The following is a 21,764-nucleotide window of genomic DNA, read 5'->3' as shown; positions in this document are numbered from 1 at the left end:
ACACTGATTCGAACAGTTGGACGTCGCTACGGCCGGCAGGCTAGCCGTCCGTTTTCCCGGACGAACGATCCGTGCGTGCACGGCGGGTGAACTCTTGCCGTCTCCCGCGGATACCCGTCGCGGCGAGGGCGAGCAGCGCGAGCGCGCCGACGGCGCCGCCGAGCCGGAGCCCCGGGGGCCGGAAGGAGCAGTGGACCGTGGTGGCCCGCCCGTCGAGGGGGACGGCGACGAGGCCCTCGTACGCGCGCGCGGGGCGCGGGTCCGCGTCTCCCGCGGCGCAGTTCCAGCCGGGGACGCGGGGGGCTGCCAGGACGGCGACGCCCGTGCTGCCCGGCGGCAGTTCGGCGGTGACGGTGTGTCCGGTGGTACGCACGCGCGTGGCGCCGGTCGCGGTGAGCTCCCGTACGGCGGAGTCGAGCCGGGCGCGGAGCAGGCAGCCGACGGGTTGGCGGGGCAGCCGGAGGCGCGCCTCGGGACCCAGGTCGATCCGGACCTCGCCGGAGGCCGGAACGGTGCCGAGGGGCCTCATGGGGGCGCGTACGGACGGGGGCTTGCCCTCGAACTCCACCGGCGCCGCGCCGGCGAGGGCGGCGGTTCCCCGGTACTCGGGGGCCCAGAACCAGACCTGGGAGCCCGCCGGGCAGCGGGCGGCGAGCGTGTGTCCGGTACGGCGCGGTGCGGGCGGCAGCTCGTACACGGTGGTGCCGAGGAGGCGTTCCTGCCGGGCGAAGGCGGAGTCCCCGGGGTGCGTGGCCGGCCGGCCCGGCGGCCGGACGGTGACCAGCGGCGGTACGGGGGTGGTGGTGGCGGTCACGGCGGCCCGGGGCGGCGCGTCCTGCCGGACCGGCTCCGTGGGACGGGAGCGGATCCGCGTGCCGACGGAGAACAGGGCGTCCGTCACGGGGTTGTCGAGGCTGACCGGGTGCCGGCCCTTGGCGTAGTGGCCGAAGCCCAGGGAGTCGAGGGTGCGGGAGGTCGTCTCGGCGGTCAGGCTGCTGTAGTAGTCGGCGCCCTGCCCGCCGACGAGCAGGGGGTCGTTCCCGCCGGGGACCTCTCCCGGGTCCGTGCGGTGGCGGGGCCAGGCGTCCGCGCGCGCCGCCTCACGGGCCACGTCCTCGTGCCACGGGCCGGTCCGCGGCGACCAGGAGACCTCGCTCCGCTGCTGCTCCTCGATCCGCTTCCCGGTGACCGCCGCCTCGCCCGCCTGGGCGGCGACGAGCAGCAGCACGGCGAGAACGGGCAGTACGCGCGCGTGGGCACGGCGGGCGCTCACCCGGGCGAGCAGCACCGCGCCGAGCGCCAGGACCGCGGCCGCGCCGAAGGCGGGGAAGGTCCACCGGTCGATGTCGGCGCTCCCCCGGGCCGCCCACGCCAGGGCTCCGAGGAGCGTGCCGCCGGCGAGCAGCGCGACCGGCCGGGGCAGGCCGTGGGCGACCGCGAACCAGGCCGCGACGATCAACAGGCCGCACAGGACGAAGCTCTGACGGTAGGGGATGCCGTTGGGCGAGGCTCCGGCGTGCCACAGCAGGTGGGTGGGCTCCCACTGGAGCGAGAGCGCCACCAGGACGATCGCGGTCGCCCATCCCGCCCGGACGCGCGGCGCGACGGCCCGGTGGAAGGGCAGCGTCAGGGCCAGCGCGAGGGCGGGCGTGCCGATGAACAGGGCGGGGCTGGCCACGCTCGCCGTCGCGGGCAGGAAGCGGGCGAGGGCCTCCGTCCAGGCGGCGGGCGCGAAGGTGGTCTCCGGGGTGGGGGCGGCGACCTTCGTGGCGACGAAGACGACCACCACGAGCGGGGCGGCGAGTCCGGTCCCGATGAGCACGCTCCGGGTGGCGCGCAGCGCCCCGGCGACCCGCTGCCGGGCGGTGGCGGTCTCCTGGGCGGTGAGGAGCCGGACCGTGAGGACGACGGCCGCGCCGAGGGTCGCCATGTACGCCGTGTAGAAGTTCGCGATCCAGGCGAGGGCGACGACCAGGGGGCCCAGGACGGGGCGGCGGCCGGTGCGGGCCCACTCGCCGACCAGGCAGAGCAGCGGGAAGGCGACGAGCCCGTCGAGCCACATCGGCACGGTGGCGCCGTAGTTGAACGTCCAGCCGCAGAGCGCGTAGGCGGTGCCGAGCACGGCGGCGGCCGGCCAGGGGCCGGGGCGCAGCCGCAGGAGCAGCAGCGTCATCGCGGCTCCCGCGGCGGTGATCTTGGCGGCCGTGACGACGTAGAGGGCGAGTTCGATCCGGTCGGCCGGGAAGGCCACGACGAGCAGGTCGAAGGGGCTGCTCAGATAGGTGCCGATGTCGCCGAGGAAGTTCGCGCCGAAGCCGGAGTTCCAGTTGAGGAAGGCGTCCCCGTGCGTCTCGCCGAGGAGGAGGGCGCGCCAGTAGGCGTGGTACGGCAGGTACTGCTGTCCCAGGTCGACGATGTTCCTGGTCACCGGCCCGAAGGGGTGGCTGCGGGAGAGCCGGCCGGCGAGGCAGAGGAGTACGGCGGTGAGCACGGCGGCGGCGAGGGGGCCCGCGGTGGTCGGGGCCCCGAGCCGCCTTCGCCCGCCGCCGGGCCGCCCGCCCGCCGCGTCCCCGGCCTTGTCCTCGGCCTTGTCCTCGTCGAGCACGGTCTGGGCGGCGGGGGGCACACGTCCTCCAGGGGGCGGGGCGCACGGGGCGGGTGCCCGGAGGGTGGAGTCGTCGCGGGCCGACCGCCATTACCGCCGAGACGGGCGACCCGTGGCCGATCACCAGGCGGGGTTCCGGCGCACCCCGGGTGAACACCCGGTGCGGGGCGGGTCCGAGGCGCGCTCCGGTGCGGGGCGAGGCCGGGGGGGCTCCCGTTCGGTGGGGGACCGGGGCGGCTTTTCGTACGGCTTGTGGGGCCGGGGCGGGCTCCCGTACGTGGGGCCGGGGCGGGTGGCGGCCCGTCGTCAGCGGGCCGGTGTCAGGGAGGTGACGTCGTCGACGGTGCGGGCCACGGTGCCGAAGAGGTCGGAGACGGTGGTCAGGGCGGCGGTCTGGAGTGCGTCCGAGGACAGGACGGTGCCGTCCGGGGCCGCCAGGGGGCGGGTGGCGGTGGCCTCGGCGACCACGGTGGGGCGGTAGCCGTGGTGGAAGGCGCCCTGGGCGGTGAAGAGGACGCACATGTGCGTCATGAAGCCGGCGATGACGAGGTCGCCGCTGACGCCGAGGTCCTGGAGGGTCTCCTGGAGGTCCGTGGCGTGGAAGGCGTCGGGGAACCGCTTGACGACCACCTTCTCCCCCTCGGTCGGGGCGACTTCGTCGCTGATGGCGCCGACCTCCGCCCGGATGTCGTAGGGGGTGCCCTCGCCGCCGTCGTTGACGACGTGCACGACGGGCGCCCCGGCCGCGCGGGCGGCGGCGAGCAGCCGGGCGCCGGCGGCGACGGCCCGCTCGGCCCCGTCGAGTGCCATGACGCCGGCGCGGTAGGTGTTCTGGAAGTCGATCATGATCAGGGCGGGCTCGCCCAGGTGCGGCAGGTCCTGGGGCAGGCCGATCACATCGCGCAGGGTGGCGGAGGCGGTCATGGCGGTTCCTCTCGGTTCGGGGCGTACGGAAGCCCGGGCTGTTTCACACGCTAACACAGTTCGTAATCGTTGATAACAAGACTCCGCACCGGCGTACCGGGGCCCGGAGAACCCCCAGGTCCGCACTGTTAGCGCTGTTATCGTGGGAGCCATGTCGACGGCCCGAGAGCGCATCCTGGAAGCCACCGGGGAACTGCTCGCCACCAAGGACGCGCTGTCCATCTCGACCCGGGCCATCTGCGACCGGGCCAAGGTCGGCATGCCCGAGATCTACCGTCAGTTCGGCGACAAGCAGGGGCTGCTCACGGCCGCGGCCGACATCGGCTTCGAGCGTTTCCTCGCCGACAAGAGGCGCAACCCGCCCACCGACGATCCGGTGGCCGACCTGCGTACCGCCTGGGACGGCCACGTCGGCTTCGCGCTGCGCAACCCGCACCTCTACCGCCTGATGTTCACGCCCACGGGCGACGCCAAGCCCCAGGCGATCCACGAGGCCGGGGCCATCCTCCTGAAGGCCGTGGAGCGCTGTCGCGACGCCGGGCGCCTGCGCACGAGCCCCGAGCTGGCCGGCCGGACGATCCTCACCGCCAACGTGGGCGTGTGCATGATGGCCCTGTCCTTCCCCGAGCTGTTCGGGGACCCCGCCGTCTCGGAATCGGTCCGCGACGCCGTGATCGGCAAGGTCACCGGCGACGAACGGGAGGACACCCGGATCGGCCCCGCGACCGTCCTCGCCCAGGCACTCGTCGGCACCCTCACGGGCAGCGCCCCCGTCGGCGGCGCGGCCCTCGACCGCCTGACCGACGCGCTCCGGGCACCGGACGCGCCGCCCTCGGAGCCGTAGAACGACCCTCGGACGACGAAGCGGCCCGCCCGGAGACTTCCGGGGGGCCGCGCGGTCGGGATTCCCCGGGCGTCAGGCGTGGTTGACCGGGAGGACGTCCGGGGACAGGGCGCCGGCGCGGACCGAGGCCGAGGTCATGTGGCGGCGGTGGTGCCGGCGGCAGAGGACCTCGTAACCGATCTCCTCCGACGGCCGGTTCACGTCACCGACGACGACCTGCTCGCCCTCGACGACCATCACCCCGCCCACCGTGCGGGCGTTGTGCGTGGCCCGCGCGCCGCACCAGCACAGCGCCTCGACCTGGAGCTGCTCGATCCGGTCCGCCAGCTCGATCAGCCGCTGCGAGCCGGGGAAGAGCTTCGTCCGGAAGTCCGTCGTGATGCCGAAGGCGAAGACGTCCATGCCGAGGTCGTCGACGATGCGGGCGAGCTGGTCGATCTGGTCGGGAGCGAGGAACTGGGCCTCGTCCACGATCACGTAGTCCGCCTTGCCGCCCTGGGAGAGCTGGCCCACCAGATAGGCGTACAGGTCCATGCCCTCCCCCGCCTCCACGGCCTCCGTCACCAGGCCGAGCCGGGACGAGAGCTTGCCCTCGCCCGCCCGGTCGTCACGGGTGAAGATCACGCCCTGGAGCCCGCGGGCCGACCGGTTGTGCCCGATCTGGAGGGCCAGGGTGCTCTTCCCGCAGTCCATGGTTCCGGAGAAGAAGACCAGCTCGGGCATGACGGGTCGGAGACCTTTCAGGTCGGGGGAAAGGAGGAGGGACGGGCGGGTCAGGAACGGACTTCGAGCAGCGGGACGAACTGCTCCGCCGGGGTCATCGAACCGTGCATGCCGGCCATCGCGGACTCGTGGGGTTCGTTGACGGAGGCGGTGATCGCGAAGTCGCCCTCGGCCGCGACGACGACGTCGCCGATCCGGCCGTACACGCGCTCGTCGATCTCGTCGCCGAACCAGCCGAGCGAGATCGCCTCGTCGCGGCTCGCGACCCAGAACTGCTCGCCGACGACCTCCCGCCAGCAGGTGAGGACGTCGGCCTGCGCGCCGGGTACCGCGTAGACGTGCCGGGCACGGCCCTCGCCGCCGAGGAGGGCGACGCCGGCGCGCAGCTCCCAGTCCTCGTCGAAGTCGATGCGGTGCTCTTCGTCGAAGGGGATGTCGACCATGCCGTGGTCGGCGGTGACGTACAGGGCCGAGCGGGACGGCAGCTGCTCGGCGAGCCGCTGGACGAGCCGGTCGACGAACATCAGCTGGCCGCGCCAGGCGTCCGAGTCGATGCCGAAGCGGTGTCCGGCGCCGTCGAGTTCGCTGTAGTACGTGTACACCAGCGAGCGGTCGCCGGCGGCGAGCTGCTCGGCGGCGAAGTCCATCCGCTCCTCGCCGGAGAGCCGGCCGTGAAACGTTCCGCCGCTGAGCGCGACCTTCGTGAGCGGGGTCTGCTCGAAGATCGGCGAGGACACCTGGGCGGTGTGGATCCCGGCCTCGTGCGCGAGCTGGAAGACGGTCGGGTACGGCTGCCAGACGTGCGGCGCGGTCCACGGCTTCCAGCGCAGCTGGTTCATCAGCTCGCCGGTCTCCGGGTTGCGCACCGTGTAGCCGGGCAGTCCGTGCGTGCCGGGGTAGCGCCCCGTGCCGACGGAGGCCAGCGAGGTCGCGGTGGTGGCGGGGAACCCGGCGGTGACCGGGCGGCCCGTGCCGCCGCGCGAGGAGCCGAGGAGCGAGGTCAGATAGGGGGCCTCGTCCGGGTGGGCCTTGATCTGCTCCCAGCCGAGCCCGTCGATCAGGAAGACGCAGTTCCGGTCGGCCGGCGCCAGCTCCGCGATCCGCGGTGCGAAGCCGGGCACGCCCTGGCCCGCCACCAGCGTCGGCAGCAGGTCGCCCAGCGAACCGGAGGCGTACTCGGGCACCGGCGCGCTCTCCGGCGCGAGCGGGACCGGGTCGTCGGGCCAGCCGTGGGTCATCGCGGCGGGCTGCGCCATCAGCGGGTGGGCGCGGCGGTCGCCGCGATGGCTTCGGAGAGCGCCTGCGCGAACGCCAGGGTCTGCCGGACGGTGTCCGGGCCGTCGCCGGCCTCGCTCACCCGCAGGCTGAGGTCGTCGGCGGTGGCGTTGCCCGTGTAGCCGTGGTCGGCGTCGCAGTTGGAGTCGCCGCAGGCGGCCGGCTCCAGGTCGATGCGGGAGACCGCGCCCCAGCCGATGGTGAGGACGACCTCGCGGGGCAGCGTGCCCGGCGTGTACGACTCGGGGTTGGCGACGACGCGGCTGACGACGACCGAGGAGATCCGGTCGAGCTTCACGGACTCGGTGGACGTCGTGGCGTACGGGGTCGGCGAGCTCGTGTCGGCGGCCTGCTCGTCGGTGTGGCTGACGATGAAGCGGTGCGGCGTCAGGACGAGGACGGTCACGTGGCGGCGGACCTCGTTCGCGTCGAAGGTGGTCTCCTGGTGGACCACGTACGACGCGACGGCCTCACCGCCGACGGCGGCCTCCACCGCCTCGGCCACGAGTGCCGGGTAGTAGCCGCTGCGCTCGATCGCCGCGCGCAGCCCCTGGGTCGTCGTACCGCTCTTTGCCATGGACTCCATCCTACGGGGCCTCGGGCCCCCTCCGGCCCCGTCAGTAACTCGGCAGGCTGCGGGGACCGAGGTCGGTGCGGGGCGGGGGCGGGGCGAGGCGGACGGTGGCGCCGAGGACGGAGAGGCCGCGCGGTGCCACGACGACCGGCTCCAGGGAGACGGCGACCACCTCGGGGTGGTCGTCGACGAGCCGCGAGACGCGGAGCAGCAGCTCCTCGAGGGCCGGGGTGTCGACGGGCGCGGAGCCGCGCCAGCCGAACAGCAGCGGTGCGGTGCGCAGGGAGCGGACGAGTTCGGCGACGTCCCGGTCGGTGGCCGGCACCAGGCGGTGGGCCGTGTCGCCGAGCAGTTCGGAGGCGGCGCCGGACAGGCCGAAGGAGAGGACGGCGCCGACGGCCGGGTCGATGGCGGAGCGGACGACGGTGTCGACGCCCCGGGGCACCATCGCCTGGACCACCGGCAGGAGCTCCTCCGGCTTGCCGAGGACCTCGGTCAGCTCGGCGTACGCCGTGCGGAGCTGCTCCTCGGAGGCGAGGTCCAGGCGGACGCCGCCGAGGTCGGGGCGGTGGCGCAGGTGCGGGGCGGTCGTCTTCAGGGCGACGGGGTAGCCGAGCCGGGCGGCGGCCGAGACCGCCTCGTCGGGGGTCGGCGCGGGCAGCGTCGGCAGCACGTCGATCCCGTAGCGGGAGAGCAGCTCGCCGGCCTGGTCGGTGTCGAGGGTCACACCGCGGGCGTCCGTGCCGTCGCCGTCCCTGCCGCCGAGCGCGTGCTCGATGAGCGCGGCGGCCCCGGCCTCGTCGATGTCCTCGTACTCGGGCACCCGCCCGGGGTCGGCCGCCTGACGCCGCCACTGCCCGTACCGCACGGCCTCGGCCAGTGCCCGCACGGCCCGCTCGGCGGCGGGGTAGGCGGGGATGGTCGCGGGTGCGGCGGGAGGGGCGGGGGTGGTCTGTGGGGTGGACGCGGCGGTCCCGGGGCCCGCGGACGCCGGGGAGCCGGGCGCGAGGGCACCCGGGTTCCGGGCGTCGGGGGCGAGCGGGCCGGGGGTGACCGCGTGGGGGTCGGGGGGTGTCGCGGCCTGGTCCGTACGGCGGGTGGCGGGGCGGGCGCCGGGCGCGGCGGCGCGGCCCGCCGGGGTCGGCCGCGTGCTGGTCGCGACGGCGAGGGCCTCCGCGAGGCCGCCCATCTCCACGTGGACGACGACGACCGGCTTGGGCGCGGGTGCGGAGGCGACGGCCTCGCGGAGGGCGGCGGCGAGGACCTCGCCGTCGCCGAACTCGGTGGCACCGTTCTCGCCGACCCACGGGATCGCGGTCACGACGACCGCGTCGGAGGTCTCGTCCGCGAGGGCCGCCGCCAGCGCGTCCCTGAAGTCCGCCGGCTCCGCCGCCGTCGTCAGGTCGAGCGGCCGCAGCGGGCGCAGCCCCTCCGTCAGACACGCGTCGTACGTGAGGAGGCCGAGCGACTCGGAGTTGCCGAGGATCGCCACCCGGGGTCCGGCGGGCAGCGGCTGGGCGGCGAGGAGGAGTCCGGCGTCGACGAGTTCGGTGACGGTGTCGACGCGGATCACGCCGGCCTGGCGGAGCAGCGCGGAGACCGTGGCGTGCGGGATGCGGGTGACCGGCACCCGGTGGCCGGGCGGGGCGCTGCCGCTGTGCCGGGCGCCCTTGACGACGACGACCGGTTTGACGGCGGCGGTGCGGCGGGCGAGCCGGGTGAACTTGCGGGGGTTGCCGATCGACTCCAGGTAGAGGAGGACGACGTCGGTGCCGGGGTCGTCGTACCAGTGCTGGAGGAAGTCGTTCCCGGAGACGTCGGCGCGGTTGCCGGCCGAGATGAAGGAGGAGAGGCCCGCGCCGTGCCGGTGGAGCCCGGCGAGGAGGGCGATCCCGATCGCGCCGGACTGGGCGAAGAGCCCGATGCGCCCGGCGGCCGGCATCTGCGGGGCGAGCGAGGCGTTGAGCCGCACGTCGTCGGCGGTGTTGATGATCCCGAACGCGTTGGGCCCGATGATCCGCATGCCGTACGAGCGGGCCTGCCGTACGAGCTCGCGCTGGCGGTCGCGGCCGGCCGGCCCGCTCTCGGCGTATCCGGCGGAGAGCACGACGAGGCCGCGTACTCCGTGCTCGCCGCAGTCCGCGACGGCCTCCGGCACCCGCTCGGCGGGGACGGCGACGACCGCCAGGTCCACCGGCTCCCCGATGGCGCCGACGGAGGAGTGGGCGGGGACGCCGTCGAGCTCCGCGGGCCCGTCGGTGAGCGAGGCGTTCACCGCGTACACGCGTCCGGTGAAGCCGGCCCCGATCAGGTTGCGCAGGACGGTGCGGCCGACGCCGCCCGGCGCGCGTCCGGTGCCGACGACGGCGACGGACCGGGGGTTGAGGAGCCGCTGCACGGAGCGCGCCTCGGCCCGCTGCTCCCGGGCGCGCTGGACGGCGAGGGAGCGGTCGGTGGGTTCGAGGTCGAGGTGGAGCCGGACGGAGCCGTCCTCGAAGCTGCGCTTCTGGGTGTAGCCGGCGTCCGTGAAGACCTTGATCATCTTGTTGTTGGCGGGGAGCACCTCGGCGGCGAAGCGCCGGATGTCCCGCTCGCGCGCCACGGCCGCGATGTGTTCGAGGAGGGCGGAGGCGACGCCGCGGCCCTGGTGGGCGTCCTGGACGAGGAAGGCGACCTCGGCCTCGTCCGCCGGGGCGGAGGCGGGCATCCCCTGCGCGTTGATGCGGTCGTAGCGCACGGTGGCGATGAACTCGCCGCCCACGGTCGCGGCGAGTCCCACCCGGTCCACGAAGTCGTGGTGGGTGAAGCGGTGGACGTCCTTGGCGGAGAGGCGCGGGTAGGGCGCGAAGAAGCGGTAGTACTTCGACTCGTCGGAGACCTGCTCGTAGAAGCTGACCAGCCGGTCCGCGTCGTCGGCGGTGATGGGCCTGATGCGCGCGGTGCCGCCGTCGCGGAGCACCACGTCCGCTTCCCAGTGGTCGGGGTAGGCGTGCTCCGGGGGTGCCGGCGGGGCCGGTCGTTCCGCCGCTTCCGACTGCTCCGACGCGCTCTGCATGGGGTCAGCCTAAGGCCGCGACACGCACGTGGCACCGCTCGCGCGGCGGGTGCGCGCCGTGCAAGGTAGGGAGGGCCGAAGGGCGGTCCCGTCCGGGTCGAAGGTCGGCGCGAGCACCACGCAGCACATGAGAGACTGGTCTAGACAACCCGCTTGAGACTTGAAGGGCAACACCATGGCTGAGCGCCGCGTCAACGTCGGCTGGGCCGAGGGCCTGCACGCCCGCCCCGCGTCCATCTTCGTCCGTGCCGCCACGGCTTCCGGCGTGCCGGTGACGATCGCCAAGTCCGACGGCACCCCGGTGAACGCCGCGTCCATGCTCGCGGTGCTCGGCCTGGGCGCGCAGGGCGGCGAGGAGATCGTCCTCGCTTCGGACGCCGACGGCGCCGAGGTCGCGCTGGACCGTCTCGCGAAGCTGGTCGCCGAGGGTCTGGACGAACTCCCCGAGACCGTCTGAGCCGGTCCCCCGCACGACGAATGGTCGTGTCGCCGAATTCCGGCGACACGGCCATTCGCCTTTCGCGGTGCCTTTCGGGCGGTATTCTCAGCGCCTTTTCAGGCAGCACGAATAACCGGCGGAATGCCTGCTCTTTGTATACGGCGCGCTCGTTAATTCCGGGCACTCGCCGTGTTGACTGCATGTTGCGAAACCCTCACAGGGCCACCGGCCGGCTTTTTCAGCCGGTGCAGCGACAGCGAGCGTTCCGCGTGCAGCACGGTGAGCGCCCTGGCCCGCTCGGCGTCCCCGCGCGCCACCGCGTCCACGATGGCACCGTGCTCGGCCCAGGCCTCCACCGGATGCGTGGGCAGGTCCACCGCGTACATCCAGGCGATCTTGTGCCGCAGCTGGGTGAGCAGCGCCGTCAGGGCCGGGCTGCCCGAGGCCTGGGCGAGCGTCTCGTGGAACCAGCCGCCGAGCGAGCGCAGGTCCTCGCCCTGGCCGCGCCTGGCGCGCTCCTGCCCCAGCCTGACCAGGCCGCGCAAGACCTTGAGGTGGGCGTCGGTGCGGCGCTGCGCGGCGCGCGCGGCGCCCAGCGGTTCGAGCAGCGACCGCATGTCGAGGAGGTCGGCCGCCTCCTGGTCGGTGGGCTCGGCGACGTGTGCCCCCGCGTGCCGGCGGGTGACGACGAACCCCTCGGACTCCAGGGTGCGCAGGGCCTCGCGGACCGGGACGCGGGAGACCCCGTACCGGCGGGCGAGTTGTTCCTCGGTCAGCCGGCCGCCCCGCTCGTGGACGCCGGAGACGATGTCGTCCCGGATCGCCGTGCATACCGAATGCGCGGGAATGCGCATGTCCGACCTCCGCTTTGGTCCGCGCGAGACAATTCGAGCGGCGCCTGTTCTGCGCCCGACCATCGACTCTATGGCAGCGCACCGGGATTTCCGAAGCCCCGGCGGAATTCATCGCCTTATGCGGCCGTCTTCCGGGCAGCGAAAAGCCCCGGCTCAGTACGAGCCGGGGCTTTTGCGACGCGGTGCGGAACGGGCCGGAGGGTCAGACCTCGACGCCGCGGGCGCGGAGGTAGGCGACCGGGTTGATGTCGGAGCCGTAGTCGGGGCTCGTGCGCGCCTCGAAGTGGAGGTGCGGGCCGGTGGAGTTGCCGGTCGAGCCGGAGACGCCTATCTGCTGGCCGGGCTCGACGGTCTGGCCGACGTAGACGCCGATGGAGGAGAGGTGCCCGTACTGGGTGTACGTGCCGTCGTTCATCCGGATCACGATGTTGTTGCCGTACGCGCCGCCCCAGCCGGCCTCGACGACGGTGCCGGAGCCGACGGAGACGACCCGGCTGCCGTAGGCGGCGTGGAAGTCGACGCCGGAGTGGCTGCCGGAGGACCAGAGGGAGCCGCCGGTCTTGTAGCCGGTGGAGACGTACGAGCCGGCGACGGGAAGCTGGAAGGAGTTCAGGCGGCGGCGCTCGGCCTCGCGGGCGGCGCGCTCGCGCTCCTGCCGGATCTCCTTGGCGCGGGCCTCGGCCTTGCGCTTCGCCTCGGCCTTGGCCTTCGCCTGGGCGACGGCCTCGACGGCCTCCTGCTCCTGGGCGGCGGCCTGGGCGTCGATCCGGTCCACGAGGGAGTTCTCGGTGATCACCTTGGTGAGGCCGGTGTCCTCGGCGGAGCGGTTGTCCGTGTCGGCGGCGAGCGCCGGGGAGGCGAGGGTTCCGATGACGCCGGTGGTGGCGAGGGTCGCGACGCCGGCGATGCCCACGCCGCGGCGCGCCATCCGGCTCGGACCACGATGCTTCCCGGTGGCACGGGTGAACGCCATGTAGGGGCTGATCCTTTCCTTCCTTCTCGCCTACCGGGTTAGCTGACGGGTTCGGAGCAGGAAGGTCTCCTACGGGCCCCTCCGTACGGGACGAAGGCGTCCGATTCACCCCAGGGACTCATGTGGGTCCCCGGCTCCCCAGGCTCGCGCCTGACGGGGACTCGGCGATGACTGTCCGATGCCGCGGCTGCGGCACGTGCAACTGACGAACAGCCGCCCCGACGCTATGCGGATCGTCTTTCATTCACCAACCAGACACGCTTTTTGTAAGACATGCCACAGGGCAAATGATCAGTCTTGATCCCAATACGGACAAACGGGAGGACCCCGGCGAACATGCCGCCAGGGCCCTCTCGTTGTCACGCCGGAGCCGGAATCAGCCCGTCACGACGGTCACTTCGCCGATGCCGAGCTCCCGCACCGCATCCGCGATCTCCGCCGCGTCGCCCACCAGCACCGTGACGAGCCGGTCCACCGGGAAGGCGCTCACCGCGGCCGCGGTCGCCTCGACCGTGCCGGTCTCGGCCAGGCGCGCGTACAACTGGGCCTGGAAGTCGTCCGGAAGGTGCTGCTCGACCTGATCGGCCAGCGTCCCGGCCACGGAGGCGGCCGTCTCGTACTTGAGCGGCGCGACCCCCACCAGGTTCTGCACGGCGGTCTCGCGCTCGGCGTCGGTGAGCCCCTCGGCGGCGAGGGTCCTCAGCACCTGCCACAGGTCCCCGAGCGCCGGGCCGGTGTTGGGGGTGTCGACGGAGCCGCTGATGGCGAGCATCGAGGCGCCGTTGCCCTCGGCGTCCGAGCGGAGCACCTGGCCGAAGGCCCGCACGCCGTACGTGTAGCCCTTCTCCTCGCGCAGGACCTTGTCGAGCCGCGAGGTGAGGGTGCCGCCCAGGCAGTACGTGCCGAGGACCTGGGCCGGCCAGACGCGGTCGTGCCGGTCGGGACCGATCCGGCCGATGAGCAGCTGGGTCTGGACGGCTCCGGGGCGGTCCACGATGACGACCCGTCCGGTGTCGTCCGCCGTGATCGGCGGCATCGGGAGCGGCTCGGCCGGCTCGCCGGTCCAGGCGCCCAGCGTGTCCGCGAGGACCTTGTCGAGGTCGACCCCCGTCAGGTCGCCGACGACCACGGCCGTGGCCGTGCCGGGCCGGACGTGCGCCTCGTAGAAGGCGCGGACGGCCGCGGCGTCGATCGCGGCGACGGTCTCCTCGGTGCCCTGGCGCGGCCGGGACATCCGGGACTCGGCCGGGAAGAGCTCCTTGGAGAGCTGCTTGGCGGCGCGGCGGGACGGGTTGGCCGTCTCGTGCGGGATCTCGTCGAGACGGTTGCGCACCAGGCGCTCGACCTCGGTCTCCAGGAACGCCGGGGCGATCAGGGCCTCGGAGAGCAGCCCGAGCGCCTTGGGCAGCCGGGAGACCGGGACCTCCAGGGAGACCCGTACGCCCGGGTGGTCGGCGTGCGCGTCGAGCGTGGCGCCGCAGCGCTCCAGCTCGGCCGCGAACTCCTCGGCGCTGCGCCGGTCCGTTCCCTCCGAGAGCGCGCGGGCCATGATGGTGGCGACGCCGTCGAGGCCGGCCGGCTCCGCGTCCAGCGGGGCCGGCACGAAGATCTCCACGGCCACGACCTGCTGGCCGGGGCGGTGGCTGGTCAGCAGCGTCAGACCGTTGTCCAGCTTCCCGCGGTCCGGGGCGGGGAAGGCCCACGGCCTGGCGACGCCCGGCTCCGGCTGCGGGTGGAAGTCCATGCTCGTCAAAGACACGGCGGCGTCGGTCACTGGTCCGCTCCCTCTTCCTCGTCATCGCCGTCGGCGTGGTCGCTCTGCTCGGTCGCCAGCGGCTCGTAGACCAGCACCGCGCGGTTGTCGGGGCGCAGCTTGGCCTGGGCGACCGCCCGCACCTCCTCGGCGGTGACGTCCAGGACCCGGTCGACGGCGGTCAGGGCGAGCTGCGGGTCGCCGAACAGCACGGCGAACCGGCACAGTTCGTCGGCGCGGCCCGCGACGGTGCCGAGCCGGTCGAGCCACTCGCGCTCCAACTGGGCCTGCGCGCGCTCCATCTCCTCGGGCGTGGGGCCCTCCGCGGCGAACCGGGCGAGCTCCTCGTCGACGGCCGCCTCGATCTGCGGGACCTCGACCCCTCCGGACGTCTTCACGTCCAGCCAGCCCAGGGAGGGCGCGCCGGCGAGCCGCAGCAGGCCGAAGCCGGCGGCGACGGCCGTGCGGTCACGGCGGACCAGCCGGTTGTGCAGCCGGGAGGACTCGCCGCCGCCCAGGACCGTCAGCGCCAGGTCGGCGGCGTCGCACTCGCGCGTGCCGTCGTGCGGCAGGCGGTAGGCGGCCATCAGCGCGCGGGCCGGGACCTCCTCCTCGACGACCTCGCGCAGCTGCTCGCCGATGACGTCGGGCAGCGTGCCGTCGCGCGGGGGCCGCTTGCCGTCGTGCTGCGGGATGGAGCCGAAGTACTTCTCGATCCAGGCGAGGGTCTGCGCCGGGTCGATGTCGCCCACGACGGACAGCACCGCGTTGTTCGGCGCGTAGTACGTGCGGAAGAAGTTCCGCGCGTCCTCCAGCGTCGCCGCGTCCAGGTCGGCCATCGAGCCGATCGGGGTGTGGTGGTACGGGTGGCCCTCCGGGTAGGCGAGGGCGGTGAGCTTCTCGAAGGCCGTGCCGTACGGCACGTTGTCGTACCGCTGGCGGCGCTCGTTCTTGACGACGTCCCGCTGGTTCTCCATGGACTGGTCGTCCAGGGCGGCCAGCAGCGAGCCCATGCGGTCGGCCTCCAGCCAGAGCGCGAGCTCCAGCTGGTGGGTGGGCATGGTCTCGAAGTAGTTGGTGCGCTCGAAGCTCGTCGTGCCGTTGAGCGAGCCGCCCGCGCCCTGCACCAGCTCGAAGTGGCCGTTCCCGTGGACCTGCTTCGAACCCTGGAACATCAGGTGCTCGAAGAGGTGGGCGAGGCCCGTGCGGCCCTCGACCTCGTGGCGCGAGCCGACGTCGTACCAGAGACAGACCGCGGCGACCGGGGTCAGGTGGTCCTCCGAGAGCACCACACGCAGGCCGTTCGCCAGCCGGTGCTCGGTCGCTGTCAGGCCGCCGGAGCCGGCCTCGGCCGTGGCCGTGTGACCCATGGGCATGTACGTCCCTTCGATCGGGATGTGAAAAAGTCCTGCCACTGTATGCAAGCGCGCCGACACCTCGCGAAGTTCCCGCCGGGTCCTGATGTCCCTCTTCCGGGTCGCGGTCGGCGTTGTCGGTGGCACGGTCCACAATGGTCCGCGTCAGATCAACCTTGTTGGTGAAGGAGCCGCAGCCGCGATGGCCCGCCGCAGCACGAAGACACCGCCGCCGGACGACGCGTTCGAGGAGCGAATCCTCGACATCGACGTCGTCGACGAGATGCAGGGCTCCTTCCTCGAGTACGCGTACTCGGTGATCTACTCGCGCGCCCTGCCCGACGCCCGCGACGGCATGAAGCCCGTCCAGCGCCGCATCGTCTACCAGATGGGCGAGATGGGCCTGCGCCCCGACCGCGGCTTCGTCAAGTGCGCCCGCGTCGTCGGCGAGGTGATGGGCAAGCTGCACCCGCACGGTGACGCGTCGATCTACGACGCCATGGTCCGCATGGCGCAGCCCTTCTCCATGCGGCTGCCCCTCGTCGACGGCCACGGCAACTTCGGCTCCCTCGGCAACGACGACCCGCCGGCCGCCATGCGGTACACCGAGTCGCGGATGGCCCCGGCCGCGCTGCTCATGACCGAGTCCATCGACGAGGACACGGTCGACTTCTCGCCGAACTACGACGGCCAGGAGCGGGAGCCGGTCGCGCTCCCCGCCGCCTACCCGAACCTGCTGGTCAACGGCGCGTCCGGCATCGCGGTCGGCATGGCGACCAACATGCCGCCGCACAACCTCGGCGAGGTGATCGCGGCCGCCCGCCACCTGATCCGGCACCCCGGCGCCGACCTCGAGACCCTGATGCGGTTCGTGCCCGGCCCCGACCTGCCCACCGGCGGCCGGATCGTCGGCCTCACCGGCATCAAGGACGCGTACGAGTCGGGCCGCGGCTCCTTCAAGATCCGCGCCACGGCGACCGTGGAGACGGTGACGGCCCGCCGCAAGGGCATCATCGTGACCGAGCTGCCGTTCACGGTCGGCCCCGAGAAGGTCATCTCCAAGATCAAGGACCTGGTCGGCTCCAAGAAGCTCCAGGGCATCGCCGACGTCAAGGACCTCACCGACCGCAGCCACGGCCTGCGCCTCGTCATCGAGATCAAGAACGGCTTCGTGCCCGAGGCCGTCCTGGAGCAGCTCTACAAGCTGACGCCGATGGAGGAGTCCTTCGGCATCAACAACGTGGCGCTCGTCGACGGACAGCCGCTCACCCTCGGCCTCAAGGAGCTCCTCGAGGTCTACCTCGACCACCGCTTCGAGGTCGTCCGGCGCCGCTCCGAGTTCCGCCGGACCAAGAAGCGCGACCGGCTCCACCTCGTCCTCGGCCTGCTCATCGCGCTGCTCGACATCGACGAGGTCATCCGCCTCATCCGGGAGAGCGAGAACTCCGCGCAGGCCAAGGAGCGCCTGATGGAGCGCTTCTCGCTGAGCGAGATCCAGACGCAGTACATCCTGGACACCCCGCTGCGCCGCCTCACCAAGTTCGACCGGCTGGAGCTGGAGACCGAGCGCGACCGGCTCAACGGCGAGATCGACGAACTGACCGGCATCCTCGACTCCGACGCCGAGCTGCGCAAGCTCGTCTCGGCAGAGCTGGCCGTGATCGCCAAGAAGTTCGCCACCGACCGGCGGACGGTCCTGCTCGAGTCCGCCGGCGCGCCCGTCACGGCCGTGTCCCTGGAGGTCGCGGACGACCCCTGCCGGGTCCTGCTCTCCTCCACCGGCCTGCTGGCCCGTACGGCGACGGCGGAGCTGCCCCCGGTCGACCCGGACTCCACCCGGGTCAAGCACGACGTGATCCTGTCCGCGGTGGCGGCCACCCAGCGCGGTGACGTCGGAGCGGTGACCTCGGCCGGCCGGCTGCTCCGGATCCCCGTGATCGACCTGCCGCAGCTCCCGGACACGGCGAGCGCCCCGAACCTGGCGGGCGGCGCGCCGCTCTCCGAGTTCCTCACCCTGGAGGCGGACGAGACGGTGGTCTGCCTGACCACGCTCGACGAGTCCTCGCCCGGGCTGGCGCTCGGCACGCTCCAGGGCGTGGTGAAGCGCGTGGTCCCGGACTACCCGGCGAACAAGGACGAGCTGGAGGTCATCACCCTCAAGGACGGTGACCGGATCGTCGGCGCGACCGAGCTGCGCACGGGCGAGGAGGACCTGGTCTTCATCACGTCCGACGCCCAGCTGCTCCGCTACCAGGCCTCGCAGGTACGGCCCCAGGGCCGTCCGGCGGGCGGCATGGCGGGCATCAAGCTGACCGCGGGCGCCGAGGTGCTCTCGTTCACGGCGGTCGACCCGGCGGCGGACGCCGTCGTCTTCACCGTCGCGGGCTCCACGGGCACCCTCGACTCCTCGACGGGTACGTCGGCGAAGCTGACGCCCTTCGACCAGTACCCGCGCAAGGGCCGCGCGACCGGCGGCGTCCGCTGCCAGCGCTTCCTGAAGGGCGAGGACGTGCTGACCTTCGCCTGGGCCGGGGCCACCCCGGCGCGCGCCGCGCAGAAGACCGGCGCCCCGGTGCCGCTGCCCGAGCCCGACCCGCGCCGCGACGGCTCGGGCACCCCGTTCCCCCGGGCCGTCGACGTGGTGGCGGGCCCGGCGAGCTAGCTCTCGTCCGGTTCTTCCTCCGTGCGCGGCACGTACCGCAGGACGCCCCACATCCCGTGTTCGTCGGGGGCGTCCTGCGGGCCGTTCAGCTCGCAGGCGGCGAGCTCCTTGCGCAGGCCGGCCGCGTCGATGCCGGAGCCGATCAGGACGAGCTGGGTGAGACGCTCCTCGCCCTCGGGCCACGGCTCGGGGTAGAAGCGCAGGAAACGGCCGACGGCGTGCACGGTGTAGCGGTTGACCGGGTCGGCGGCGCCGAAGTCGACGAAACCCTTGATCCGGTAGAGGCCCTCCGGCCGGGCGTCCAGGAACGCCATGAGCCGACGGGGGTCGAGCGGCGCCGCGGCCGCGAGGGAGACGGTCTCGTACTCCGCGTGCGGGTGGGCGTGCGGGTCGTCCTCGCCGTACAGGACGTCCTCGATGGACATCTGCCCCTCGATCTCCCCCTCGGGGACGACCCGGTCGAAGAGCAGCTCCGGGTCGATCCGCCCGTGCCGGGCGTCGACGACCGCGGCCTTGCCCGCGAGGCCGCGGACCGTCTCGTGGACGTCCCGCAGTTCGTCCTCGGAGACCCGGTCGGCCTTGTTCACGACGACGAGGTCGGCGATCGGCAGGTGCCGGTCGGTCTCGGGGTGCCGCTGCCGGGTGGTGGCGAACTCGGCCGCGTCGACCACCTGGACGAGCCCTCCGTACACGATCCGCTCGTTCTCGCTGGCCAGCACCATGCGGACCAGTTCCTGCGGCTCGGCGAGGCCGCTCGCCTCGATGACGATCACGTCGAGCCGCGACGACGGCCGGGCCAGCACCTCCAGGTACTCGTCGAGCTCGCTCGCGTCCACGGCGCAGCACAGGCACCCGTTGCCCAGCGAGACCGTCGAGCCGACCTGTCCGGCGACGGTCATCGCGTCGATCCCGATGTCCCCGAAGTCGTTGACCATGACGCCGATACGGGTGCCCCGGGCGCTGCGCAGCACGTGGTTCAGGAGCGTGGTCTTCCCGGCCCCGAGAAACCCGGCGAGAACGACGACGGGGATCTGCTGCGTGGTCAAGGGACGTGCCTCCGCTTCCTTCGTGCCCCACGGCTGTGGGAAACCCCCAGGATAGGCAGCGGGGGGCGGGGCCCACCCGCGCCCCGGCCGTCCGCCCCTCCGGATCCGCGCGGGGCAGCGGGGCGGGAGGGCCCGTGCCCCGAACGTCCGCCCCTGCGGATCCGCGCGGTCACGTTTCCGGTCGCGGGGCATGTCGCCGTACCGTTTCGGCCATGAACCCCGCACAGACCGGCCCCCCGCGCCCCGCGGCGCGCCATCGGCGGTTCGGCTGGCCGCAGCGGGTGTTCTCGCAGGTCCTGCTGATGCAGCTGGCGATCGCGACCGGTGTGACCGTCCTGGCCACGGGCCTGTTCCTCGCCCCGCTCAGCGCGCAGCTGGACGACCAGGCCATGCGGCAGGCGCTGGCCATCGCCGACACCACCGCGTCGCCCCGGCTCGCCGCCGACCTCACCGGAAGCCCGCCGTCCGCGCGGGGGCCGGTACAGACGGAGGCCGAGCGGATCCGGACGGCGACGGACGCCGAGTACGTCGTGGTCATGGACACCCGCGGCGTGCGCTGGTCGCACACCGACCCCGCCGAGATCGGCAGGCTCGTCTCCACCGACCCGAGCGACGTGCTGGCCGGGCACGAGGTGATGGAGATCGACAGCGGCACCCTGGGGCGTTCGGCACGGGGCAAGGTGCCGCTGCGGGACGCGGACGGCCGGATCGTCGGCGCCGTCTCCATCGGCATCGAGTACGACAGCGTCCGCGACCGGCTCCTCGCGGCCATCCCCGGCCTCCTCGCCTACGCGGGCGGCGCCCTCGCGGCCGGCGCCCTGGCCGCGTACCTGATCTCCCGGCGTCTCCAGCGCCAGACCCACGACCTGGCCTTCTCCGACATCTCGGCGCTGCTCGCCGAACGCGAGGCCATGCTGCACGGCATCCGCGAGGGCGTCGTCGCCCTGGACCGCAACGGCTCCGTGCGCCTGATGAACGACGAGGCCCAGCGGCTCCTCGGCCTCGGCCCCGAGGCGGCCGGCCGGCCGCTCGACGAGGTCCTCGGCACCGGCCGCACGGCGGACGTCCTCGCGGGCCGGGTGACCGGCGACGACCTGGTCACCGTCCGGGGGCACCGGGTGCTGATCGCCAACCGGATGCCCACGGACGACGGCGGCGCCGTGGCGACCCTGCGCGACCGCACCGAGCTGGAGCACCTCGGTCGCGAGCTCGACTCGACGCGGGGACTGATCGACGCCCTGCGCGCCCAGGACCACGAGCACGCCAACCGCTTGCACACCCTCCTGGGCCTCCTGGAGCTGGAGATGCACGAGGAGGCGGTCGAGTTCGTCACCGAGGCGGTCGGGGTGCACCGGGCCACCGCCGAGCAGGTCACGGAGAAGATCCACGACCCGCTCCTCGCCGCCCTCCTGGTCGGCAAGGCGACCGTCGCCGCCGAGCGCGCGGTGTCCCTGCGCCTCGCGCCCGACTCACTGCTGCCCGACCGGCTGGTCGACCCGCGCGAGCTGGTCACCGTGGTCGGCAACCTCGTCGACAACGCGCTGGACGCCGTCGCCGGCACCCCGGACGCCCGGATCGGCCTCGCCTTCCGCGCCGAGGGCCGTACGGTCGTGCTGCGGGTCTCGGACAGTGGACCCGGGGTCCCGGAGGAGCGCCGCGAGCTGATCTTCACCGAGGGCTGGACGACCAAGGAGCTCCCGTCGCACGGGAAACGGGGCCTCGGCCTCGCCCTCGTACGCCGGCTGGCCGAGCGCCGGGGCGGCACCGCCCGGGTGGCCGCGGGACCGGACGGGGGCGCCGAGTTCACCGTCGTCCTCCCCGACGCCCTGACCGACCCCGATCCCTCCGCGACCGAGCCGGACCCCGCACCGTCACACCAGGCCCCCGCCCTGTCGGAGCCCACTCGGCCCGACCCGGGTTCCACCGCGGCCGATCCGTACCCGGCCCGGCCCCACCCGGGCTCCACCTTCGCCGAGGAGGCGCGATGATCGACGTGCTCGTGGTGGACGACGACGTACGGGTCGCGGGGATCAACGCCGCCTACGTCGCCAAGATGCCGGGCTTCCGGGTGGTCGCCACCGCGCACTCGACCGCCGAGGCGCTCGCCGCCCTGGACCGGCAGCCGGTGGACCTGATCCTCCTGGACCACTACCTGCCCGACGAGAACGGTCTCGCGGCCGTGCGGGAGCTCCGCGCCCGAGGCCACCAGTGCGACGTGATCATGGTGACGGCCGCCCGGGACGTGGCGACCGTCCAGGCGGCGATGCGGCACGGCGCCCTGCAGTACCTGGTGAAGCCGTTCAACTTCGCCGGACTGCGCACCAAGCTGGAGGCGTACGCGACCCTCCGCCGCGCCCTGGAGAGCGGCGGCGAGGCAGAACAGTCCGAGGTGGACCGGATCTTCGGCGTCCTCGCGGCCGGTACCGTCGCCCCCGACCTGCCCAAGGGGCACTCCCCCACCACGGCCGAGCTGGTCCGGCAGGTACTGCTCGCCGCCGCCGGACCGCTCTCCGCCCAGGAGATCGCCGAACGGGCCGGAGTCAGCCGGCAGACCGCGCAGCGCTACCTGAAGCTCCTCGAACGTACCGGCCGGGTGCGTCTCTCCCTCCGGTACGGCGAGACCGGCCGCCCCGAGCACCGGTACGCCTGGGCCGCCTCGCCGCCCGCCGCGTGAGGCGGGGT

At 73.5% G+C, this 21,764-nt stretch carries 16 protein-coding genes and 1 riboswitch; of the genes, 5 read left to right on the top strand and 11 right to left on the bottom strand.

Features of this window, described 5'->3' with window-relative positions:
- Nucleotides 1-40: 40 nt before the first annotated feature.
- Both AC067A_RS22405 and AC067A_RS22400 read right to left on the bottom strand, forming a co-directional pair.
- The gene (locus AC067A_RS22405; protein ID WP_479244253.1) at nucleotides 41-2,626 is read right to left on the bottom strand and encodes a YfhO family protein; all 2,586 of its coding nucleotides are present in this window, start codon (nucleotides 2,624-2,626) and stop codon (nucleotides 41-43) included.
- A gap of 285 nt (nucleotides 2,627-2,911) precedes the next feature.
- Nucleotides 2,912-3,529: an isochorismatase family protein gene (locus AC067A_RS22400; RefSeq protein WP_479244252.1), complete on the bottom strand. Its 618-nt coding sequence runs from the start codon at nucleotides 3,527-3,529 to the stop codon at nucleotides 2,912-2,914.
- A gap of 151 nt (nucleotides 3,530-3,680) precedes the next feature.
- Here AC067A_RS22400 and AC067A_RS22395 point away from each other — a divergent pair, with 151 nt between their 5' ends.
- Nucleotides 3,681-4,373: a TetR/AcrR family transcriptional regulator gene (locus AC067A_RS22395; RefSeq protein WP_479244251.1), complete on the top strand. Its 693-nt coding sequence runs from the start codon at nucleotides 3,681-3,683 to the stop codon at nucleotides 4,371-4,373.
- 72 nt (nucleotides 4,374-4,445) lie between these two features.
- On the opposite strand, the gene AC067A_RS22390 is transcribed toward AC067A_RS22395, so the two are convergent.
- From AC067A_RS22390 to AC067A_RS22375, 4 genes are read right to left on the bottom strand one after another with little or no spacing between them, the layout of a single operon-like run.
- Nucleotides 4,446-5,096, bottom strand: coding sequence for a thymidine kinase (locus tag AC067A_RS22390; protein ID WP_479244250.1), 651 nt, complete (start codon nucleotides 5,094-5,096; stop codon nucleotides 4,446-4,448).
- A gap of 50 nt (nucleotides 5,097-5,146) precedes the next feature.
- The gene (locus AC067A_RS22385; RefSeq protein WP_479244249.1) at nucleotides 5,147-6,352 is read right to left on the bottom strand and encodes an alkaline phosphatase family protein; all 1,206 of its coding nucleotides are present in this window, start codon (nucleotides 6,350-6,352) and stop codon (nucleotides 5,147-5,149) included.
- Nucleotides 6,352-6,948 carry a DUF5998 family protein gene (locus AC067A_RS22380; protein WP_366305555.1) on the bottom strand — a complete coding sequence of 199 codons (597 nt, stop codon included), beginning with the start codon at nucleotides 6,946-6,948 and terminating at the stop codon, nucleotides 6,352-6,354. The genes AC067A_RS22385 and AC067A_RS22380 overlap by 1 nt, the downstream gene beginning before the upstream one ends.
- 40 nt (nucleotides 6,949-6,988) lie before the next feature.
- Nucleotides 6,989-10,000: a bifunctional acetate--CoA ligase family protein/GNAT family N-acetyltransferase gene (locus AC067A_RS22375; protein WP_479244248.1), complete on the bottom strand. Its 3,012-nt coding sequence runs from the start codon at nucleotides 9,998-10,000 to the stop codon at nucleotides 6,989-6,991.
- A gap of 175 nt (nucleotides 10,001-10,175) precedes the next feature.
- On the opposite strand from AC067A_RS22375, the gene AC067A_RS22370 reads away from it, so the two are divergent.
- On the top strand, nucleotides 10,176-10,457 hold the full coding sequence (locus AC067A_RS22370; protein ID WP_479244247.1) for an HPr family phosphocarrier protein: 282 nt from the start codon (nucleotides 10,176-10,178) through the stop codon (nucleotides 10,455-10,457).
- A 152-nt stretch (nucleotides 10,458-10,609) separates the two neighbouring features.
- Here the strand turns inward: AC067A_RS22370 and AC067A_RS22365 are convergent, their stop codons facing one another.
- From AC067A_RS22365 to AC067A_RS22350, 4 genes are all read right to left on the bottom strand, one after another.
- On the bottom strand, nucleotides 10,610-11,293 hold the full coding sequence (locus tag AC067A_RS22365; RefSeq protein ID WP_479244246.1) for a GntR family transcriptional regulator: 684 nt from the start codon (nucleotides 11,291-11,293) through the stop codon (nucleotides 10,610-10,612).
- 202 nt (nucleotides 11,294-11,495) lie between these two features.
- Entirely contained in the window at nucleotides 11,496-12,266 is a 771-nt protein-coding gene (locus tag AC067A_RS22360) for a M23 family metallopeptidase (protein WP_479244245.1), read from the bottom strand.
- 12 nt (nucleotides 12,267-12,278) lie between these two features.
- Nucleotides 12,279-12,443: riboswitch (cyclic di-AMP (ydaO/yuaA leader) on the bottom strand.
- A 199-nt stretch (nucleotides 12,444-12,642) separates the two neighbouring features.
- Complete coding sequence (locus AC067A_RS22355) at nucleotides 12,643-14,040, bottom strand: M16 family metallopeptidase (protein WP_479244244.1); 1,398 nt, start codon at nucleotides 14,038-14,040, stop codon at nucleotides 12,643-12,645.
- Nucleotides 14,037-15,395: a M16 family metallopeptidase gene (locus AC067A_RS22350; RefSeq protein WP_479244243.1), complete on the bottom strand. Its 1,359-nt coding sequence runs from the start codon at nucleotides 15,393-15,395 to the stop codon at nucleotides 14,037-14,039. The genes AC067A_RS22355 and AC067A_RS22350 overlap by 4 nt, the downstream gene beginning before the upstream one ends.
- Nucleotides 15,396-15,576: 181 nt before the next feature.
- Here AC067A_RS22350 and AC067A_RS22345 point away from each other — a divergent pair, with 181 nt between their 5' ends.
- Entirely contained in the window at nucleotides 15,577-18,036 is a 2,460-nt protein-coding gene (locus tag AC067A_RS22345; RefSeq protein WP_479244242.1) for a DNA gyrase/topoisomerase IV subunit A, read from the top strand.
- Here AC067A_RS22345 and AC067A_RS22340 read toward each other — a convergent pair.
- Nucleotides 18,033-19,082: a CobW family GTP-binding protein gene (locus AC067A_RS22340; RefSeq protein ID WP_479244241.1), complete on the bottom strand. Its 1,050-nt coding sequence runs from the start codon at nucleotides 19,080-19,082 to the stop codon at nucleotides 18,033-18,035. The two genes, AC067A_RS22345 and AC067A_RS22340, sit on opposite strands and share 4 nt — an antisense overlap.
- A 212-nt stretch (nucleotides 19,083-19,294) precedes the next feature.
- Here AC067A_RS22340 and AC067A_RS22335 point away from each other — a divergent pair, with 212 nt between their 5' ends.
- The gene (locus AC067A_RS22335; RefSeq protein WP_479244240.1) at nucleotides 19,295-21,070 is read left to right on the top strand and encodes a sensor histidine kinase; all 1,776 of its coding nucleotides are present in this window, start codon (nucleotides 19,295-19,297) and stop codon (nucleotides 21,068-21,070) included.
- Nucleotides 21,067-21,756: a DUF7342 family protein gene (locus AC067A_RS22330; RefSeq protein WP_479244239.1), complete on the top strand. Its 690-nt coding sequence runs from the start codon at nucleotides 21,067-21,069 to the stop codon at nucleotides 21,754-21,756. Before AC067A_RS22335 ends, AC067A_RS22330 begins: the two co-directional genes overlap by 4 nt.
- Nucleotides 21,757-21,764: the final 8 nt, after the last annotated feature.

The sequence above is a fragment of the Streptomyces sp. NPDC043176 genome, from assembly GCF_056436715.1.
This window is presented reverse-complemented; position numbering and strand designations above follow the sequence as displayed.

Excerpts from the sequence above, each read along its gene's own strand:
- AC067A_RS22350 (WP_479244243.1), bottom strand. The coding sequence starts at position 15,395 with ATGCCCATGGGTCACACGGCCACGGCCGAGGCCGGCTCCGGCGGCCTG.
- AC067A_RS22330 (WP_479244239.1), top strand. The coding sequence starts at position 21,067 with ATGATCGACGTGCTCGTGGTGGACGACGACGTACGGGTCGCGGGGATC.
- AC067A_RS22385 (WP_479244249.1), bottom strand. The coding sequence starts at position 6,352 with ATGGCGCAGCCCGCCGCGATGACCCACGGCTGGCCCGACGACCCGGTC.
- AC067A_RS22345 (WP_479244242.1), top strand. The coding sequence starts at position 15,577 with ATGGCCCGCCGCAGCACGAAGACACCGCCGCCGGACGACGCGTTCGAG.
- AC067A_RS22400 (WP_479244252.1), bottom strand. The coding sequence starts at position 3,529 with ATGACCGCCTCCGCCACCCTGCGCGATGTGATCGGCCTGCCCCAGGAC.
- AC067A_RS22335 (WP_479244240.1), top strand. The coding sequence starts at position 19,295 with ATGAACCCCGCACAGACCGGCCCCCCGCGCCCCGCGGCGCGCCATCGG.
- AC067A_RS22375 (WP_479244248.1), bottom strand. The coding sequence starts at position 10,000 with ATGCAGAGCGCGTCGGAGCAGTCGGAAGCGGCGGAACGACCGGCCCCG.
- AC067A_RS22360 (WP_479244245.1), bottom strand. The coding sequence starts at position 12,266 with ATGGCGTTCACCCGTGCCACCGGGAAGCATCGTGGTCCGAGCCGGATG.
- AC067A_RS22370 (WP_479244247.1), top strand. The coding sequence starts at position 10,176 with ATGGCTGAGCGCCGCGTCAACGTCGGCTGGGCCGAGGGCCTGCACGCC.
- AC067A_RS22390 (WP_479244250.1), bottom strand. The coding sequence starts at position 5,096 with ATGCCCGAGCTGGTCTTCTTCTCCGGAACCATGGACTGCGGGAAGAGC.
- AC067A_RS22365 (WP_479244246.1), bottom strand. The coding sequence starts at position 11,293 with ATGCGCATTCCCGCGCATTCGGTATGCACGGCGATCCGGGACGACATC.
- AC067A_RS22380 (WP_366305555.1), bottom strand. The coding sequence starts at position 6,948 with ATGGCAAAGAGCGGTACGACGACCCAGGGGCTGCGCGCGGCGATCGAG.
- AC067A_RS22395 (WP_479244251.1), top strand. The coding sequence starts at position 3,681 with ATGTCGACGGCCCGAGAGCGCATCCTGGAAGCCACCGGGGAACTGCTC.